An 18,584-nucleotide genomic window follows, 5' to 3' on the forward strand; every position below is an offset into this window, starting at 1 on the left:
TTTTCCACGCAGAGGAAAATCATCAACGGTTATTTCCGGAACAAAACCTTTTGACTGTAATAGCAGAGAAGAAAACTCTTTCGGAGCAGTATTTTTCTCTTCAAAATAGATGTGCAGGATTTGGTTTTCTTCTTCAAATTTTACAATCTCAAAATACTCAATGAGAAGTTCCGGTAAAAATAATTTAAGGAGTTCGACATCATTTAACATCCTTCAAAATTATTAATTTTTATCTTTCTCCCCAAGTTTTGGAATTGATCCTAGAAATGCTAGATGATCCCGAAATCCTTACAGACGGCAATCAGATGCTCGTTGCTCTTGACATCCAAAGATTCGCGGATGTTGCCTAGTTTCTTTTCAACATAACTCATACTTGCAGGTTTAATGTTGTTGTTTTTCAGGTATTCGGGGATTTCCTTCACGAGAATTCCTTTTGCTAGAAGTGAAACCAGTAATGTATCTAGTGTAGAAAACTCAAAAGAGTTTCTATCCTTTATCGGTTTTTTTAAGTCATACGAGATAAATCTTTCGTTTTTGTACACTGCTTTTATAGCTTTCTTTAGGTCTTTTACATCTTCTCTGCCTTTCTTTACATAGCCGTTGATACTTTGCTCATTAAAAAGCTTATCGATGATCTCCTGCCGTTTTTCTACAGAAAATACGATGACTTTTAGGTCTGGCTGTATTTCTTTTGCAGCGCTTACGAGTTCTTGACCACTTGTCAGGGTTTGTTTTCTGTGATCAGCATCGAAGGAGATGTCTGTGATCAGTAATTCGAAAGGATCATTTTCGCGGATGGCCATTTTCAGTCTGCTAAATGCTTCATCACAATAATTGTCAAATTTAGGATTCGGTATTTTCAGATCGTTTACGACTTTTTGAACAGATATATTGAAGCTTTCGTAATCTTCCGCAATGAGGACTTTTTTGAACATACATTTGATTTTAAACCGGAAATGAAAGGTTGATCTTTAGCAGCCGGTCTGTTTCTGTGTCAAAACTAATCGTTCCGTGAATAGCTTTTGTACGGGTTTCCGTATTTTGCAAACCATTTTTCGGTGAATATATTTTTATTCCGATGCCGTTATCTATGTATGAGATGTTTACGCAAGCGTCTTGTTCTGAAAATTTCAGAAAAACTTTATCGGCCTGGCTGTGTTTTTTCATATTGGTCATCAGTTCCTGAAGGATGCAATAGACCTCATTTTGTTGATTCTGGTGTGTTTTTTTCCAAATCTCTTCTTCATTACCTGTGATGAAAATTTTGACAGAATCGGAGGCGTAAGATTTCAGCATCTGAGCCAGCTGTTCCCGGAAATTAAGTGGTTCTGTTGCTTCTTTTTCGTAAGAAATATTTCTGGATATTTCATAGATCTCCTCCAGCCGGTCCAGAAGAGTAGTCCGGTCCAGATCTTTGATGTTTTCTACTTCCGACATGACCTGATAGACTTTGTTTGCTACTCTGTCGTGAACTTTTTTGGAATATTTCAGCTCGGTTTGTTTTACTTCCAGCAGCTTCTCCTGTTGCATCGTTTTTTGTCTTTTTCTGAACCAAAGATAGCTTAGAATCAGAGCGATAATAAGGCTTCCAAGCCCAAAATATTGTTTGATGATGTGGTTTTGTCTTTGTTTGCTTTCATTTTTTGCTTTTAAAAAGTCAGCTTTGTTCTTTTCGGTTTCATAGCGGATGAGCGCAAATTGATTCTTTGCTTTGTTTCTGGCGGTTTGCAAACTGTCATCAAGTTTCTGGTAGATCTTAAAGTAGTGTTTAGACTTTTCTGGCTCTTCCAACGAAATTAACTTCTGAAGTGCTTCAGTCTGGTCATCTGGACTTTTGATTTCTTGGGCAATGCGGTACATTTTTTTTGCGTAGATCAATGCAGAATCCTGTTGTTTTTCACTATAGTAGTCGGCGATGTGAGCGTAGCTGGAGTTGAGGCCCCATTGGTCTTTTTCTTTCAGTCTTATCTGTAAAGCTTTCTGGAATTCAGGATTTGGATCGTACTTCGGATTCTGAAGCCACTTCGCATAAGCAAGATTGTTGGTGGTTCTTGCATATTCGGTTTGGCTGTTTGGGTTTTCTTTAAGGATAGACTTGTAAATTGACACAGCTTCTTTGTAATTACTGTTTCTCCTGTAATTGGTGGCTAAGTTATTCTGATAAATAATTTTGTCTGTTGCATTATCTGCAAAAAAAAGAGCTTGTTTGTAAAAAACGATCGATTGCTTATAATTCTTCAGCTTGCTGGAAATGATCCCCAAAGTATTATAATTGATAGAAATGTAGATTTTGTGGGTGCTGTCTTTTTTATTTAGAAAATGGATCGCCTCTAGCCCTGTTTCTTGGCTACCAAAGTTGTCACCGTATTTTTCCTGAATGATGGCCATATTCACAAGGCTTTTGGCTACACCCAAACTATCCTTTTGTTGGATGAAAAGGTCTTTTGCCTTATAGAAATTCGAGAAAGAACTGTCTATTTCGCCCTTATCGCGGTAATCAAAAGCTTTGTCGTAAAATTTATTGGTTTTTTTTTGGTCCTGTGGCGTTTTGTCTGAACAAGAATAAATGAATATGAGTAAGAAAAATGTAAAAATTCTCAATTTTTTAGTTTTCACCGAATTTAAAGAAAATTAGCGAAAGAACATGCTTTCGCTAATCACTTTTTACAATCAGAGTCAAGATAGGTGATACTCCGCCATTGATCATCCGCTGTAAAGACTTTGTAGTTCTTGCTTAGGTTGACGCCTCTGTATCGCTTAAAAATAATAAGGTCGTAAAATTCTTTCTTCGACCTTTCCTTAAATGAAACAAGTTGAACAAGAGCGGATATCCATACCAAATACCTTAAATTTCAATGATTTTGGGCGGAACAGGATGTCCATCATCGCCACCTGTATCTCCTGGGTCTGTGGGCTGTGCAAGGGTGGAGGCAGAGCCATCACTTCCACTGTTTGAGGTGTTTGAACTTGAAGGATTTGAAAATAATCCTAGTAATATTAAAAGTAGTTGAGTCATTATTTTAAAAATTTAAAAATTAGCAGTCGTGCTCTTTCCCGCGAAACAGATCACGAGCAGATAGACACAGTTTTTGAAAAAAAAAGAAGCGCTTCTTAAATTTTGGGAAGAGAACCTTGAAAAACGAAAGAGAAACATCTGCTTCCCAAGTCAGAGATTTTCCTGCGTTTTAGCTGGTTGTTTTTTGAGATCAGTTTTGTAACTTTGTTTTTGTAATGTTTTGTTTATCACTGATTTCCGAGGCAAAGATGCAGCGGAAACAGAAGTGGGTGTTAGACAATGTTTGGACACCAACGGACATAATGAAATGATGAAATACGGATATCCGTAAAAGAAAGTGTCAAAAAATCATGTACTTTGTAATGACTAAAAACCAACTATGTCCAAAAAACTACTAATTCGTGAAGTTTTCGAAAAAGGAAAGAAAGAATCGGGACGAGAGAGCAAAAGTGGAGTGGCGCTATTTCTTAGCTTGTATTTTTATGACGAATGGAAATTCGAAATATCAGAAAGAACTTTTGTGAGATATTATGACGCCTTTTTGATAGATCATGAGGATAAGAATATTGATACCCAGGTTCTTGATAAAATGAGTCAGTATCTAGAGTTCAAGCATTATAAGGACTTTTGCAAAACAGAAACTTTTACAAAGATGAATAGAGATTCTTCGCGTACGAGCGTGAAGGTGAGGATTGATGATGACGATGATTCTGATAAAAAATATCCGAATATTACAGTCAATATCACAACCAATCCAATTCTGAAACTGCAGGAGTTTTTCGCAAAACAAAGTGGTTTTGGGTGGGTTGGATTGTTGATCTTCGGTGGATTGATAGCCGATCATTATTTGAAGAAAGAAGAAAGTCCGGTTGCGAAATTGGCACAGATGACGGATTCTGTTTCAAAGGACAGAATGACGTTACAAGAAAATGTGACTTCTTCTGACATCAGGATTATTCCGGTTGAGGAAGTGATCAGTGTAAAGAAAAACGATGCTGAAGAAAAAAAGGAAAATTATATGTATTGGAACGGAGAACATTTTGTCGCAACTGATGAAGCCTCTCTTGGTTCTTACCGCGAAGTAATTCCAATGGACGATGAGAAGCTGAGGTTTTTCAGAAAAATCACAAGGCCGGATACAATTACAGAGAAATCGCTCAGCAAAGTCTGGTATTCAAAACACAAAAATATTGTGGAATTTTTCACTGCAGATGGCGAAAATCCTGAAAATGGAAAAGAGTTGAAGCATCTCACAAAACATATGTTGGAAACGCATATCTTATCAAAATAGGCTGTACGAAAAATGTTGTAAGTACTTTCAGTTGCTTCGTCAATGTTCTGTTGGTCACATTGGGCAACATCAATTTGAATTCTGACTATTTAATGTGGTCAGTTTTTAAGATAAAGATCAACGAGATCTTCCATCTTCCGCTGCTTTGGGAGAGGTTTTTGTGGGCATTGCAATGTTGCTCTAGTATTTTTTCGTTGAAGGAATTGGTGGCGTTTTCTATTTTCGTATTAGATTCAAATTTAACAACCATAATTTTCAAAAACAAAAAACTCCGCCCAAAAGCAGAGTTTTACATTGATTTTCAAAGTGAATTACATTCTATTCACCACATTAATTCCGAGCATTGATAAAGCTTTCTTAATCGTTTTCGCAACCAGATCAGAAACCTGAAGACGGCACTGTTTCGCATCCAGATCTTCCTGTTTTACAATCGGATTATTTTGGTAGAAAGAGTTGTAGGATTTTACCAATTCATATGCGTAATTCGCTACCAAAGCAGGACTTAGAGATTCCGCAGAACGTGCAATCACTTCTTTAAATTCAGCCAAAAGCATAATCACTTCTTTCTCATCTTCGTTCGGAACATAAGCACCGAAATTGCCTTTTCCGGCATATTCTGCCTTAGCCAAAAGCGACTGGATTCTCGCATAAGTATATTGAATGAACGGTCCCGTATTCCCATTAAAATCAATACTTTCTGCAGGATTAAAGAGCATTTTCTTTCTAGGATCTACTTTCAGAATGAAATATTTCAAAGCACCTAGTCCCACTGTTTCGTAAGATTTCACTTTGTCTTCGTCAGAAAGCGTTTCCAATTTCCCCAATTCCTCAGATTTTTCTTTCGCAGTGGCGATCATTTCCTCGACTAATTCGTCTGCGTCAACCACGGTTCCTTCACGGGATTTCATTTTTCCTTCCGGCAATTCTACCATACCGTAAGACAAGTGGTAAAGCTGATCTGCCCATTGGTAGCCCAATTTTTTCAGGATTTTAAATAAAACCTGGAAGTGATAATCCTGCTCATTTCCAACCGTATAGATCAGTTTCTGAATGTCATTTTCTTCAAAACGCTGCACAGCTGTTCCAAGATCCTGCGTCATATAAACCGAAGTCCCGTCCGAACGCAAAAGCAGTTTCTGATCCAAACCTTCATCCGTGAGATCGCACCAGACAGAACCATCTTCTTTTTTATACAAAATGCCATTGTCCAGACCTTTTTGAATCAGATCTTTTCCAAGAATATAAGTATTACTTTCATATTGAACCTGGTCAAAATTAACGCCCAGTCGGGAATACGTTTCATTAAAACCTGCATAAACCCACTCATTCATCATCGCCCAAAGCTGACGAACTTCAGGATCATTTTGTTCCCATTTCAAAAGCATTTCCTGAGCCTGGATGATGCTCGGCGCTTGCTTTTTCGCCGTTTCCTCGTCTATGCCGTCCGCAACCATCGCTTTGATCTCAGACTTATATAACTTATCGAATTCTACATAATAATTACCGACCAATTTGTCACCTTTCAAACCTGTAGAATCAGGCGTTTCGCCGTTCCCAAATTTCTCCCAGGCCAGCATCGATTTGCAGATGTGAATCCCACGGTCGTTGATGATTTGAGATTTGATGACCTTGTAACCGTCAGCTTTCAAAATCTCGGCAACAGAGTATCCCAAAAGATTATTTCTAACGTGTCCCAGGTGCAAAGGTTTGTTGGTGTTTGGCGAAGAATATTCGACCATCACCGTTGCGTTTTTCGGCGTTACATTGTCAAAATCGTCCTGAAGTTCAGACAATTGCTTCGCAAAAACCTCGGCTTTCAATGTAAGATTAAGAAAACCTTTTACGATGTTGAAGCTTTCAATAAAATCGATCTCATTTTTGATGGCTTCTCCAAGTTCGTTTCCAATAGCGTCCGGACTTTTCTTCGCCAGTTTTACCAATGGAAAAATAACGATCGTGAAATCACCTTCGAACTCGGTTTTATTTTTTTGAACATCCAGATTCACGCCTTCCACGTCATAAAGTTTTGGGATGATCTCGGCTATTTTTGATTGTATATGTTGTATGATATTCATGTCAGAATTTTGTGTTGCAAATTTAAAAATTTAAAATAGCTTTTTGAAGCAAAGTCGCAAATTATAATTGTGAGATAATTTGGGCAGCTTTATCGGCCTTCCGTTTCCGCTTTTTTGTCATTGCAAACGAACTAAAGCATTAAGTTGAACTTTTATATAATTGCAATGACAAAAAAGAGCTCCACTCAAACCTACCGAAGTGGTTCATCGATTCAAATAAAAAAATAAAAAATTGAGATAAGTCGGGCTACAGATTCGCATTCTTAATATCGTTTTGTCTCCAAAATTTGATATCAATGTCAGTCTGAGCGGAGTCGAAGACTTTTCCCAGATTTCAACTTGGCGACTTTTAAGCTTTTTGGCTGTTAAGCTAATGCGCCTTTGCGATAAAAAGTTAATTAATTACAGCCAAAGCTCTCCTCTTACTCAGCCTCAAAAATCTGATAACTAAAAGAATTGCAGAAATTGTCAACCCAATTCCCAAAGCAATCCACATCCCAAAAGCACCCATTTTCATCGTCACACAAAGGAAATAGCCAATCGGAATCGTGAAAACCCAGTACGCCAAAAATGTAATCACGCTCGGGATCTTCACATCTTGTATTCCTCTCAGACAACCCAATGCCGTCACTTGGATTCCGTCAGACAATTGGAATAGTGCGGCGATGATCATTAGTTTCGAGGCCAATTCAATGACCAAAACATCACTTTCTTTGGTGAAAAAATGCGGCAGAACATTCCTGAAAATAATAAACATAATCCCGCAGAATCCCATATAAAGTAAAGTCAGTTTAAAATTATTAATCCCGATTTTCCGCAAGCCCACATAATCGCCTACACCCATTTTGTTCCCAATCATCACCGTAGAAGCCACACTGAAACCAATACAAAGATTGAAGGTAAAAGACGCCATCGACAAAGCAATCTGATGCGACGCAATATCCTGACTACTTACCAATCCACAGATGAAAGCCGCCGCCGCAAACGCTGTCACTTCAAAGAACATTTGTAAAGCAGTTGGCAATCCCAGCTTGAACATTTTGGTAAACATTTCTTTACTGAATTCTGCAATCTTTAAAGAGAAATCTTTGATGTATCGTCTGGTTTTTGGCTCCTTAACCAAGACAAAATAGAGGAACACCACCATGAATATTCTCGCAATCAACGTTGCCAAAGCAGAACCCTGAACGCCCATTGCCGGCAAGCCAAAAAGCCCTTTGATGAAGACGTAGTTCAATGCAATATTAATGACATTGGCAATGATGGTTGCTTTGGTAACACCAATAGTGAATGATAATCCTTCCGAAACTTCTCTCAAAGTCTGGAACATCATAAACGGAATCATTGTAAACGCCATAATGCTCAAAAAGCTAATCGTATCCGGGATAATTTCTGCTGGCTGATCCATATGTTTAATGATTGGAAGTCCTGCCAATAACAAAATCATCAATAATATTCCAACGCCAAGATTAATAACAAATCCGTGTCTGAAAACAGAATTGATCGTGCCGTGTTTGCCTTGCGCACTGGCCTCGGAAACCAATGGCGGAATGGCAAAAGAAAATCCCAATGCCAATACAAAAATGGAAAAGAACAAAGCGTTTCCCAAAGACACAGAAGCCAAAGCCTGCGCGCCCAAAAGTTTCCCAACGATGATATTATCGAAGAGATTCACGGACACTTGCCCGACTTGTGTCAACATCACAGGAAGCGCCAATTTCAGTCCTTGCTGTGTGTATTGTTTATCTAAAAATCTCATTTTTTTATATTTTAAGTCTGTTTTTTTTTGAACATAAAGTCTACAAAGTTTTTATTTTTTTTGGTTCACAAAGGCGCGTTGCTCAAACAAGATTTTGTAACCTTTGATAAGTTTTGCGCCTTTGTGAACTTAAATGATGATAAGTATTATTTGAAATTCTTAGTGGACTTTGTGTTCAAAAAACTTCAAAAAAAAACCGCAGAAGAAACTGCGGTCAAATATAATATTTAATTAAGTTTACTTCTTTACAAAATTGGAAACATCGTCAGCAGTCACAGGATCAGCACCTAAAATGATCAACCTTTCTACAACGTTTCTTAGCTCACGGATGTTTCCTGTCCAGTCATACTGCTGCAAAGATTTGATGGATTTATCATCAAATTTCTTAGGCGCAGAACCATTTTCTGAAGCAATCAGGTTGGTGAAATGATGGACTAATAATGGAATGTCTTCTGCTCTGTCATTAAGTGAAGGAACGCTGATTTCTATCACAGAAAGCCTGTGGTAAAGATCCTCACGGAATTTTCCTTGCTCAATTTCCTTAGCCAGATTCTTGTTGGTTGCAGCAATCACGCGGACATCCACTTTGATTTCTTTGTCGCTTCCTACAGGGGAAACTTTGCTTTCCTGCAAAGCTCTAAGCACTTTGGCCTGAGCAACAAGGCTCATATCACCAATTTCGTCCAAGAAAATAGTTCCGCCAGTTGCCTGTTCAAATTTTCCTGATTTGTCTTTGATTGCGCCTGTAAAAGATCCTTTCACGTGTCCGAACAATTCACTTTCTATCAGTTCAGACGGGATTGCAGCGCAGTTAACCTCTATCATTGGACCGCGAGATCTTTCGCTTTGAGAATGGATCGCGTGGGCTACCAATTCTTTACCGGCACCGTTTGGCCCGGTGATCAGAACTCTTGCGTCAGAAACAGCTACTTTGTCTATGATTTCCTGAATCTTCTTCAGCGCAGGCGATTGCCCAATCATTTGGTATTTTTTATTGACTTTTTTCTTCAGCTGAGAATTCTCCTGCTTCAGATGCGAGTTTGCTTTTTGAAGATTGCCTTTGTCTAATGCATTTTTGACGCTGGTGATCAATCTGTTGATATCAATCGGTTTTGAGATAAAGTCATAAGCGCCTTCTCTCAAACAACCTACTGCGGTATCTATATCAGCGTGTCCGGAGATCATGATGAAAGTGCTCTCGGGTTTTAAATCGAGACTTTGTTTCAAAAGTTCCGTTCCTGATATTTTTGGCATTTTGATGTCAGAAATGACCAAAGCAAAATCTTCTTTCTCTATGAATTTGTAACCTTCCAGACCATCTTCTGCTATTTCGAATTGGTAATCAGGGAGTTCGTCCGATAAAATACTGTGTAGAACGCCAGATATTGTTTTTTCGTCCTCTACGATTAATATTTTTTGCATAGGTGCAAAGATACGACTTTTTTGATTTCGTAATACTAAATAATTATGATTGTTTATTGTGAAAAATAAAATACAAACGTATTCTCATCAACTTGAAGGATGCTTTTTGCATGACAAATCGCCTTTGCAATAGCGATAGTAGCGGCTATCCTTTTATTTTTTTTTGTCTTACCTGGCTGGTTCCCGGCCGAAACTCCTGAAAAAAATAAAAGATAATAGCGGATAGCGCGACCCAAGGTGCTGGTGAAAGTGCAGGCAAGGGGATTGCCCAACTTTTTATAGTTGATCAATGATAAAATATGACTGCGACTGGTATGTATTTGGATTATAGTTTTTCGAAAATAAGTGCAACAGTTTTGTTTGGCTCCGTATGAACTATTTCCTGCCAGGAGAGAGATGGTTTTGTGATTTTTTAGATAAACAATGGCATTTCATTTAGAAAAGAAACAACAGACTTTAACCACTAAATAGGTGATAATAATGAAATGATGCAATTGCCGATATTCACTTATTCTACAATCATTTTCTTGGTGATGATTTGATCTCCTATTTTGAAAGTCCCTAGATAGTTGCCTTTTTGGAGGGAAGAAATATCGATTCTGGTTTGGTTTTCTGTTTTGGCAATCAGTTTGCCGTCAAGCGAAGTGATCGTAAAACTGAAATCCTGATTTTTGCTGTTAGAAAACTCGAGCTGAAGGTAGTCTTTTGCCGGGTTGGGGTAGGATCTGAAGTCTGTAGATGGGCTCTGTACTGTATGGGTGCTTAAAGTCTGGCCTGCCATCGCAAAATGCTGGACAGCGCCTGTTGTTGCTTTTGCAATGTTGTAAATATAGACTGGATCTAGATAGATATATTTGTCATTTGCAGTGTGTGCATAAGGTGTTTCATTGTATTCGAAAAGGCCTGTGATGACTTCACCATTGGACTGGAAAGGCATATAGTCTGAGGCATATGCGTAATTGAGATGAGTCTTTAAAGGTGAATAAAGCTTCACACAATTCATCAATTGCTGCGTCAATATATTTGAGGAGGCATTGTTTGCGCTTGGTGAATTAGACTCGTCTCTTTCACAGGTAATGGTATCATTGGTTTGGCCTTTGATGCCGCCCACTTCGTCTATATTCAGTACCAAGCGGATATTCATTTTAGGATTGGTGGCGTTCACCACGTTGGAAACGTAATGTGCAGATCCGAGTAAACCTTGTTCTTCACCAGTAAAATTGATGAATTTGATCGAGTATTCTGTGGTGACATTTTTCAAAAGTCTGGCAACTTCCAGAATGACGGAAACACCGCTGCCGTTATCATTGGTTCCAGTTCCGGTGATGGTATCATAATGTCCACAGACGATGATGTAGATGTTGGGATATTTGGTTCCTGTTTTGGTGACGATCAGATTGGATGTCGCGCTGCCATTATAGGTGAAAGTATCTTTTGTGATATCAGCTTCTGAATATCCGAAAGATAAATATTTGTTTTTCAGCCAAGTGTAAGCGTTGTTGTTGCTGGCAGAACCTGTTGTTTTCACGCCTAAAGCTTCGAATTCCTGTAGAGTGGCATTGATGTTTGCCTGAGAAACCAGATTGCTGACATTGGCGTAATCCTGATTGAAGGTTTGAGAATTCGCAAAAATTCCTAAAAAAATAACTGAAAAAAGTAAGTTTCTCATTGCATATATCATAATGTGCAAATATAAATAAAAAAGGAGAAGACTTGATAATGGTCTTCTCCTTTCGTTTAAAAAAAAACTATACTAACTTAAAAACTAATTCGTTGCTTTTCTGATTTCCGCTTTCACGTCCTCAGAGGCATCCTTGGTTTTTTCCCAAGCATCTGATGCTGTATCTTTTGTGCTTTCCCACGCTTTTTCTGCGAAGTCTTTCGTATCTTCCCAAGCGTCATTGGCGTTTGCTTTCAGGTTTTCAAAGAAGCCTTCTCGGGTGGGTTCTTCATTTTTGTTCTTTTGCTCGTCAATGTAATTTCTTGCTTTGTCGGCATATTCATTCACGGTGTTTTTTGCTTTATCAGCCGCGTTTTCTAATGAGTTCTCTGTTTTGTTAACAGCTCTTTCTGCGTCGTTGTAGTTTTGATCTTGCGTGCTCATAATTATTTATTTTGTGAGTTAATTGAAAATTTGATTTGATGTGTTTTATTATTCAATTAAAATGCCGCAAAATCTTAATGAATGTTAATTTAATTATAAATAAAACCAAACAAAAAAAGCAACATTCAATTGTGAATGTTGCTTATTAATATTAATTAGAAAATTTCTTTCCCCAACCCTAAAGGGTGGAAATTTTCATTATTGCAATTCGTCTCCCTTTACGGCGGGGGTAAAACAATTTCCAACTTCTATTTAATGATTCTTTCAAGAACCCACTCGATCATCATTTTTTCTGATGCGTGGTGGTCACTGGCAAATTCGCCGCGTCTTCTGTTGGCGATGACGCAGTTGACCGTCAATGCTTTGTGTCCTAATAATTTGGACAGGCCATAAATGGCAGACGTTTCCATCTCAAAGTTAGAAACACCAAGGTCATTCAAGGTTTCCAAGAATTGATCATCCAAAGCTTTCAGTCTCAACTGGCGACCTTGAGGTGCGTAAAATCCTGGGAAAGTTGCGGTGTTTCCTTTGTATTTTGCATCGGCGTAATAATCAGATATATCCTTTGCCCAATCTGAGAAATAGAGCATCGGTTTGATCTTCTCATAAGGGAATTTTGCCATAAAGTTCTTACTGAACTCATTTTCAAAGGCGTAATCCTGGTAGAAATGTAAAAGTCCATCAAGTCCAACCACATTTTCTGTGACCAACATATTATTGACCTCGATATCCGGATTCACACTGCCACAAGTTCCCAGACGGAAAAGTTCCAACGCTTTATGCTCTTTTTTAAATTCCTTTTCTTTCAAATCGATGTTGACTAAAGCATCCAGCTCGTTCATCACGATATCGATGTTTTCTGTTCCTATTCCGGTTGACATTACGGTGATTCTTTCGCCACGCAAAGTTCCTGTGTGGGTGTAGAATTCTCTTTTGTTCTTTTTGACGTCAATGGTGTCAAAATATTTTGAGACTTTCGGAACTCTGTCCGGATCGCCGACTAGAATGACTTTGTCTGCAAGATCTTCGGGAAGAAGATTGAGGTGGTAAACACTTCCGTCATCGTTTAGTACCAGTTCGGAAGCTGCTAGTTTGTTGATCATATCTATCATTTAATTTTAATTAAAAGTTTGTTTTTTTTGGGTTAAAAAAGGTCTTAAAGTTAACAAAATTCTCCGTTTAAAACGCTAAAAGTCACAAAAGCTTTTACTGAAATTTTATAACACGATATTTCAACACTTTTATCACGGTGAAAAAAAAATGGTGCTCCTTGTGAAGACACTTTTTGTCCTTTGTGGTTAAGATTTGGCAATCTGATTTGCAAGCCAATTTCCCGTACTGAAACATGCCTGCAAAAGATAACCGCCAGTCGGTGCTTCCCAATCTATCATTTCGCCAGCGCAGAAAACGTCTGGGAATTTGTTTAGTTCTAGCCTATGATTTAATTCTGAAAATGGAACACCGCCAGAAGTCGAGATCACTTCATCTATGGGACGGTAACTCAGAACTTCTATCGGGAATTTTTTGATTAATTTCGATAAAATTTCTATGTCCGTATAACTTTCTTTGTCTAAAGTTTTCAGAAGATTGAGCGCTGTGGTTGAGAGTTTTAATTTCCGTTTCAAAACCTGGCTTATCTTATCAGTTCCGTTTAACTGTTCCAGGATTGCTGCTTCTGAAAGATTTGGTTTTAAGTCTATATATAAGGTTAAAGGAAAATTGTGTTTTCTCGTAAACCGATTCAGATAATAGATTGGACTTCCTTCAATACCATATTTTGTGAAAACGACTTCACCGATTTTGTTATTGACCTCGAAAGAAACTTTGATATTTTTAAGGTATTGACCTTGCAATTGGTGAAATTTAGAATCCGTATCGTAACCGGAATTGGCGGATTCCAAAGCTGTGATTTCAATATTTTTTGATTTTAAAATCTCAATCCATTTCGCATCAGAACCAGTCTTTTTCCACGAGCCGCCACCCATCGCCAAAATTAATTTTGAATATTCAAAATGAAGTTCGTTCTCCTTATTTTTAAGAGTGACAGAATTCTCATCAAAATCAACAAAAATATGTTCGTAGTGAATGATAACGCCCAATTCTTCCAACCTTTCCAACCAAGCTTTCAAAACCTGAATCGGCTTGAAATTCTTCGTTGGAAAAATCTTCCCGGAACTTCCCGCATAAGTCGTGATTCCCAAGTCAGAAAGCCAATCCACCACTTTTTTGTTATCGAAACTTTTTACAATCTCCCGAATTTCTGGCGCATCATATTTTTCGATAAAAGATTCTAATTCTTCACTATGTGTCAGGTTGAAACCGCCATTTCCTGCCACCAAGAATTTTCTTCCAGAAGCTTTGTTTTGTTCAAATATTTGAACTTTGAAGCCTTTCTCAGCAAGGATTTGTGCAGCCATCAATCCCGCTGGACCAGCGCCAATAATGATGATTTGATTATTAGGGGTTTGTTTCAAAAAAACGGTTTTTCTTAGAAGATTGGAAGATTCGAAAATTACACGAAGGCACGAGGTTTTTTAATGAATGTCTTGTGTTTTAAGGCACAAAGTTTAGCTTCGCTAAGAATAAATCAAAGATTTTCCTTGTGCTTTAAAAATGATTGATAATAAAAAAATCTTTGTGCCCTTGTGTTTAACTCACAAAGCTAAAATCATTCATCACTTATCATTCATCATTTATAATTAACCTCCAACACGTTTTGTTTTGTAGCCCATTTCCTTTAGGATGGTCATTATTTTGTCGCGGTTGTCGCCTTGGATGATGATGACGCCGTCTTTTTCCGAGCCACCGATGCCGAGTTTTGTTTTGATTTTTTTTGAGATTTCTTTCAGGCCTTCGTCGTCGCCTTCCCAGCCTTCTATGATGGTGACTGGTTTTCCGTTTCTGCCTTTCTTCTCGAATTTGCAAACGAGCGGTTCTTTCTGTTTGAAGTTTTCTTTTTCTTCATCTGGCATTTCAAAATCCTGTTCTTCGTGGGTTGGGAAAAGGTTTTTTAGTTGGTCTCTCAAGTCCATTTTATCAATTTAAATAAGGGTTTTAAAGGTAATGATATTTATTATTCTGGGAAAGATGTATTAGAGAATTAATTTTGAAAATTATTTGTTTAAATGTAACTTTTAAATTACTTTTGTTGAATGAAAGTTCGGGAAGTCATATCGTTTAAAAATTATTTTGAGAAGTTTCTTTTGGAGCAACCGAAGAAAGTTCAAGACAAAATATTTAAGATAATCGAGGCGATAGAAACTTTGGAACGTATCCCTTCGAATTACTTAAAACATATTGTCGGAACCAATGGTTTGTATGAAGCAAGGATACAATTGGGTTCAAATATATGGAGAGTATTTTGCTTTTTTGATGGTGAAAAATTAGTTGTACTGATGAACGGATTTCAAAAGAAAACTCAGAAAACTCCCAAAAATGAAATTGCAAAAGCCTTGAAAATAATGGCTGAATATTACGAACAAAAATCAAAAGAAAATGGAAACTAAAAATTGGAAAGAAATAAAAGATAATGTTTACGGAAAAGTTGGAACTGAGCGAAGAGATGAACTGGAAAGGGATTTTGAATCTTTTGCAATCGGACTTCAATTGAGAAAAGCCCGTGAAGAAAAGAACCTTACCCAATCTGAATTAGCAAATTTAGTAGATAAAAAACGCGAGTATATTTCCAAAATCGAAAATAATGGAAGTAATCTGACACTTAAAACTTTATTTGATATTGTTGAGAAAGGATTGGGTGGGAAAGTGAGGATTTCGATTGATGTTTGAGTTCAATAGATTTATTTGTCAAATTTATAATTAAAAATTGTAATTATTTTTCTGTTATACGGAAAACCGTAAAAGATGTTTTAAAATGTATGTTATATTTGGAAGAATTTTAAAACTAATTAAAGTAATCATTATGATTAATTCTGAATGTTAAGTTTCTATAATTAAAACGTAATAACTAATTTTAAATAACAATAAATACTTACAATTATGAAAACAACTTCTATTCTGTTCATTTTCTTTCTAACCTTTTTTTCTACTAATTTATTTGCTGAACATCCAAAAGCAAATTTTGGAAAATATGGAATTCAGAAATACTCTACTTTAGCAGAATATCAAAAATATGTTGGGGAGATTGTTACTTATTTACCAACTGAACCTCTATCATATGAGGATAAGAAAGATTTTAAAGGAAAATTCAATCAAGAATATGTGATTACTAAAATTACAGGTAATGACAAACAGATGACTTTTATCCTTCAAGAAAACGGCGGGAAATCTAATTTTAAAATGATAATAGCTAATGGCGATTACGACTATTTTATTCCTTTCTGCATTACTGATTATTACACAGTCCCTCTTTTTTTAATTGATAAATTTAATAAGGATAAAGTAAATTTAATAGGTCTAAAATTTACAAATGATAAAGTAAAATCAGTTTATGAAGTAATTGATGTTTTGGTTTTAACTGTTAAAAGTGATCGTATCTTTGACAAGCCATATCCAACAGTGAATTATGTTTTAAAAAATTTGATGACAGAGGAAAAACAAACACTTCCTGCAGAAGGTGCTGAAAAAAATGTTTTTAAAAAGGATTTAAAAGGAAAATATGTTTCCAATTTAGTGAAAATAGAAAAACCTGCAGATTCAAAAATAAGATATGGAAAAACTAAACTTGTTGAAAGTGAAGGTGTAAAGAAATATAGTTATATAGATGATTACATTGATATCTTAATATTTGGTACACAGGACGATTTTAGTTTTATGTTGAAAAATATTTCTCAAAATAGTATCAAATTGATTTGGAATGAATCAGTTTTTGTAGATTTTGATGGAAAGTCATCAAAGGTGATGCATGAAGGGATTAAATACTCACAGAAAAATGAAGATCAACCGAGCTCGATTATCATTAAAGATGCTATATTAAGCGAAGTAGTAGTACCTACATCTAATGTTAGATATAGTGATGTTTTAAAAAAATGGGTTACTGATTCAATGTATCCAAGAGAAAATGGATTAAATCCGGGTGAATTAAAATTAATGTTACCAATTCAAGTTAAGGATGTGGTTAATGAATATTTATTTGTTTTTAAGGTTGAATGGTTGTACGATCATCCTGAAATTATAAAATAATTTAGAATATTTAACTATTATCAATTTTTGCATTGCTTTAAAAAGTGTAACGTTCATATCCATAATATTCTAATACTTTAGTTATAAGCTTGCGCGCATAAAGTCAACTCACTTAAAAAAATCCTCAAAAATTATTAGAACACTTTTCCATTTCGTAAATTTGTCTAAACAAAATAAGAAATCAAAATGTCAAAAAAAGCAATCCTTGCAATATTAGACGGCTGGGGAATCGGTCTTAATGATTCGGTTTCCGCACTCAAACAAGCCAAAACACCTTTCATAGATTATGCCCTTCAAACTTTTCCCAACACAACCCTCGAAGCAAGTGGCTTGGCTGTTGGTCTTCCCGCTGGACAAATGGGGAATTCCGAAGTTGGACATATGAATCTTGGCGCTGGTAGAGTAGTTTACCAAAATCTCGTAAGACTTAATATGGCTGTGGAAACCGGAAGTCTAGGCAGAGAAAAAGTCATCCAGGACGCTTTCGAATATGCAAAAGCAAACAACAAAAAAGTGCATTTCATCGGTTTGGTTTCCAACGGTGGCGTGCATTCTCATATCAACCACTTAAAAGGTTTATTGACAGCCGCTCACGAATATGGACTGAATGAAAATGTCTTCGTTCACGCTTTCACAGACGGTAGAGATTGTGACCCGAAATCCGGAAAAGGTTTTATAGAAGAACTTTTGGCGCATATGAAAACCACAACGGGAAAACTGGCGTCGGTGATCGGTCGTTATTATGCGATGGACAGAGACAAGCGTTGGGAACGTGTGAAATTGGCCTATGACCTTTTGGCAAACGGTGTTGGAAAAGAAAGCAAGGATTTTGTACAGTCGATTCAGGATTCTTATAATGAGGATGTTACGGATGAATTTATCCAACCGATTGTTGCGATTCAGAATCATTTTCCAATTGCTAAGATTGAGGATCACGATGTGGTGATTTCTTTCAACTTCCGAACTGACAGAGGTCGTGAGATCACAGAAGTTTTGACACAGCAAGATTTCCCGGAATACGGAATGAAAAAGCTGGACTTGTATTATGTGACTTTGACCAATTACGATAAATCTTTCCAAAATGTAAAAGTTGTTTTTGATGAGAATGTGCTCCAAAAAACAATGGGCGAAGTGTTGGAATCTGCGGGCAAATCCCAAATCAGAATTGCAGAAACAGAAAAATATCCACACGTGACATTTTTCTTTTCGGGAGGTAGAGAAGCTGAGTATGTTCAGGAAAGAAGATTGCTTTGCCCAAGCCCGAAAGACGTTGCAACTTATGACTTGAAACCAGAAATGTCGGCGTACGATATCACAAACGCCATCGTTCCGGAATTGGAAAGAGAAAGCGCGGATTTCATCGTGCTCAACTTTGCAAATACAGATATGGTGGGACACACAGGTGTTTTCTCAGCAGCAGTTAAAGCAGCGGAGGTGGTGGATTCCTGCATCAAAAAAGTGGCAGAAACGGCTTACGAGCACGGTTATGCGGTTTTCATCCTGGCAGACCACGGCAACTCAGATGTGATGATCAATCCGGATGGTTCGCCGAACACGCAACATTCCACCAACTTGGTTCCATTCATCGTAATGGACAAAGACCACACGTGGAATCTAACACCAGGGAAATTGGGCGACGTAGCACCAACAATCCTGAAAGTGATGGGCGTGGATATTCCTGAAGAAATGACCGGAAATATCATAGCGAATTAAGCCATACTTTATCCTAAATTTAAGCCTGTTCATCCATTTGATCAGGTTTTTTTTATTTGAATTAA

17 protein-coding genes are annotated in these 18,584 nt (G+C 37.1%); 5 read left to right on the forward strand and 12 right to left on the reverse strand.

Annotation, left to right across the window (positions count from 1 at the left end; genetic code table 11):
- The 4 genes from F564_RS0111330 to F564_RS20615 all read right to left on the reverse strand — a co-directional run.
- The coding region (locus tag F564_RS0111330) for an ISAon1 family transposase N-terminal region protein (RefSeq protein WP_028122752.1) at positions 1-210 on the reverse strand (210 nt) is incomplete at its 3' end.
- 59 nt (positions 211-269) lie between these two features.
- Positions 270-935: a response regulator gene (locus F564_RS0111335; RefSeq protein ID WP_028122753.1), complete on the reverse strand. Its 666-nt coding sequence runs from the start codon at positions 933-935 to the stop codon at positions 270-272.
- A 10-nt stretch (positions 936-945) separates the two neighbouring features.
- A complete protein-coding gene (locus F564_RS19160; RefSeq protein ID WP_154656856.1) occupies positions 946-2,601 on the reverse strand; it encodes a tetratricopeptide repeat-containing sensor histidine kinase in 1,656 nt (551 codons plus the stop codon).
- A gap of 244 nt (positions 2,602-2,845) precedes the next feature.
- Positions 2,846-3,016, reverse strand: coding sequence for a hypothetical protein (locus F564_RS20615; protein ID WP_154656857.1), 171 nt, complete (start codon positions 3,014-3,016; stop codon positions 2,846-2,848).
- A gap of 379 nt (positions 3,017-3,395) precedes the next feature.
- Between F564_RS20615 and F564_RS0111355 the strand changes: the two genes are divergently transcribed.
- Positions 3,396-4,307, forward strand: a complete 912-nt coding sequence (locus F564_RS0111355; RefSeq protein ID WP_028122754.1) for a hypothetical protein — start codon at positions 3,396-3,398, stop codon at positions 4,305-4,307.
- Between the two features lie 311 nt (positions 4,308-4,618).
- On the opposite strand, the gene argS is transcribed toward F564_RS0111355, so the two are convergent.
- The 8 genes from argS to F564_RS0111410 form a co-directional block, all read right to left on the reverse strand.
- Positions 4,619-6,382 carry an arginine--tRNA ligase gene (gene argS, locus F564_RS0111365; RefSeq protein ID WP_028122755.1) on the reverse strand — a complete coding sequence of 588 codons (1,764 nt, stop codon included), beginning with the start codon at positions 6,380-6,382 and terminating at the stop codon, positions 4,619-4,621.
- Positions 6,383-6,776: 394 nt separating this feature from the next.
- Positions 6,777-8,141 carry an MATE family efflux transporter gene (locus tag F564_RS0111370; protein WP_028122756.1) on the reverse strand — a complete coding sequence of 455 codons (1,365 nt, stop codon included), beginning with the start codon at positions 8,139-8,141 and terminating at the stop codon, positions 6,777-6,779.
- Between the two features lie 237 nt (positions 8,142-8,378).
- Positions 8,379-9,563, reverse strand: a complete 1,185-nt coding sequence (locus F564_RS0111380) for a sigma-54-dependent transcriptional regulator (RefSeq protein ID WP_028122757.1) — start codon at positions 9,561-9,563, stop codon at positions 8,379-8,381.
- Between the two features lie 508 nt (positions 9,564-10,071).
- On the reverse strand, positions 10,072-11,232 hold the full coding sequence (locus tag F564_RS0111390; protein ID WP_034981427.1) for a M28 family peptidase: 1,161 nt from the start codon (positions 11,230-11,232) through the stop codon (positions 10,072-10,074).
- Positions 11,233-11,328: 96 nt separating this feature from the next.
- The gene (locus tag F564_RS0111395; RefSeq protein WP_028122760.1) at positions 11,329-11,667 is read right to left on the reverse strand and encodes a hypothetical protein; all 339 of its coding nucleotides are present in this window, start codon (positions 11,665-11,667) and stop codon (positions 11,329-11,331) included.
- 248 nt (positions 11,668-11,915) lie between these two features.
- A complete protein-coding gene (locus F564_RS0111400) occupies positions 11,916-12,770 on the reverse strand; it encodes a nucleoside phosphorylase (protein ID WP_028122761.1) in 855 nt (284 codons plus the stop codon).
- Between the two features lie 195 nt (positions 12,771-12,965).
- The gene (locus F564_RS0111405; RefSeq protein WP_028122762.1) at positions 12,966-14,141 is read right to left on the reverse strand and encodes a BaiN/RdsA family NAD(P)/FAD-dependent oxidoreductase; all 1,176 of its coding nucleotides are present in this window, start codon (positions 14,139-14,141) and stop codon (positions 12,966-12,968) included.
- A gap of 225 nt (positions 14,142-14,366) precedes the next feature.
- Entirely contained in the window at positions 14,367-14,699 is a 333-nt protein-coding gene (locus F564_RS0111410) for a translation initiation factor (protein ID WP_028122763.1), read from the reverse strand.
- Positions 14,700-14,819: 120 nt separating this feature from the next.
- On the opposite strand from F564_RS0111410, the gene F564_RS0111415 reads away from it, so the two are divergent.
- The 4 genes from F564_RS0111415 to gpmI all read left to right on the forward strand — a co-directional run bounded on the left by F564_RS0111415 (position 14,820) and on the right by gpmI (position 18,519).
- Complete coding sequence (locus F564_RS0111415; RefSeq protein WP_028122764.1) at positions 14,820-15,173, forward strand: type II toxin-antitoxin system RelE/ParE family toxin; 354 nt, start codon at positions 14,820-14,822, stop codon at positions 15,171-15,173.
- A complete protein-coding gene (locus F564_RS0111420; RefSeq protein ID WP_028122765.1) occupies positions 15,163-15,453 on the forward strand; it encodes a helix-turn-helix domain-containing protein in 291 nt (96 codons plus the stop codon). The genes F564_RS0111415 and F564_RS0111420 overlap by 11 nt, the downstream gene beginning before the upstream one ends.
- Positions 15,454-15,663: 210 nt before the next feature.
- Positions 15,664-16,806 (forward strand): hypothetical protein, encoded by a 1,143-nt coding sequence (locus F564_RS0111425; RefSeq protein ID WP_028122766.1) that lies wholly within the window; start codon positions 15,664-15,666, stop codon positions 16,804-16,806.
- A 186-nt stretch (positions 16,807-16,992) separates the two neighbouring features.
- Positions 16,993-18,519, forward strand: coding sequence for a 2,3-bisphosphoglycerate-independent phosphoglycerate mutase (gene gpmI, locus F564_RS0111430; RefSeq protein WP_028122767.1), 1,527 nt, complete (start codon positions 16,993-16,995; stop codon positions 18,517-18,519).
- Positions 18,520-18,584 lie beyond the last annotated feature (65 nt).

This window comes from Epilithonimonas tenax DSM 16811 (genome assembly GCF_000428485.1).
Classification (GTDB): Bacteria; Bacteroidota; Bacteroidia; order Flavobacteriales; family Weeksellaceae; genus Epilithonimonas; species Epilithonimonas tenax.

What these genes read in the sequence shown, in the direction of transcription:
- F564_RS0111335 (WP_028122753.1), bottom strand. Translation starts at nt 935, where the DNA reads ATGTTCAAAAAAGTCCTCATTGCGGAAGATTACGAAAGCTTCAATATA.
- F564_RS20615 (WP_154656857.1), bottom strand. Translation starts at nt 3,016, where the DNA reads ATGACTCAACTACTTTTAATATTACTAGGATTATTTTCAAATCCTTCA.
- F564_RS0111355 (WP_028122754.1), top strand. Translation starts at nt 3,396, where the DNA reads ATGTCCAAAAAACTACTAATTCGTGAAGTTTTCGAAAAAGGAAAGAAA.
- argS (WP_028122755.1), bottom strand. Translation starts at nt 6,382, where the DNA reads ATGAATATCATACAACATATACAATCAAAAATAGCCGAGATCATCCCA.
- F564_RS0111370 (WP_028122756.1), bottom strand. Translation starts at nt 8,141, where the DNA reads ATGAGATTTTTAGATAAACAATACACACAGCAAGGACTGAAATTGGCG.
- F564_RS0111380 (WP_028122757.1), bottom strand. Translation starts at nt 9,563, where the DNA reads ATGCAAAAAATATTAATCGTAGAGGACGAAAAAACAATATCTGGCGTT.
- F564_RS0111390 (WP_034981427.1), bottom strand. Translation starts at nt 11,232, where the DNA reads ATGAGAAACTTACTTTTTTCAGTTATTTTTTTAGGAATTTTTGCGAAT.
- F564_RS0111395 (WP_028122760.1), bottom strand. Translation starts at nt 11,667, where the DNA reads ATGAGCACGCAAGATCAAAACTACAACGACGCAGAAAGAGCTGTTAAC.
- F564_RS0111400 (WP_028122761.1), bottom strand. Translation starts at nt 12,770, where the DNA reads ATGATCAACAAACTAGCAGCTTCCGAACTGGTACTAAACGATGACGGA.
- F564_RS0111410 (WP_028122763.1), bottom strand. Translation starts at nt 14,699, where the DNA reads ATGGACTTGAGAGACCAACTAAAAAACCTTTTCCCAACCCACGAAGAA.
- F564_RS0111415 (WP_028122764.1), top strand. Translation starts at nt 14,820, where the DNA reads ATGAAAGTTCGGGAAGTCATATCGTTTAAAAATTATTTTGAGAAGTTT.
- F564_RS0111420 (WP_028122765.1), top strand. Translation starts at nt 15,163, where the DNA reads ATGGAAACTAAAAATTGGAAAGAAATAAAAGATAATGTTTACGGAAAA.
- F564_RS0111425 (WP_028122766.1), top strand. Translation starts at nt 15,664, where the DNA reads ATGAAAACAACTTCTATTCTGTTCATTTTCTTTCTAACCTTTTTTTCT.
- gpmI (WP_028122767.1), top strand. Translation starts at nt 16,993, where the DNA reads ATGTCAAAAAAAGCAATCCTTGCAATATTAGACGGCTGGGGAATCGGT.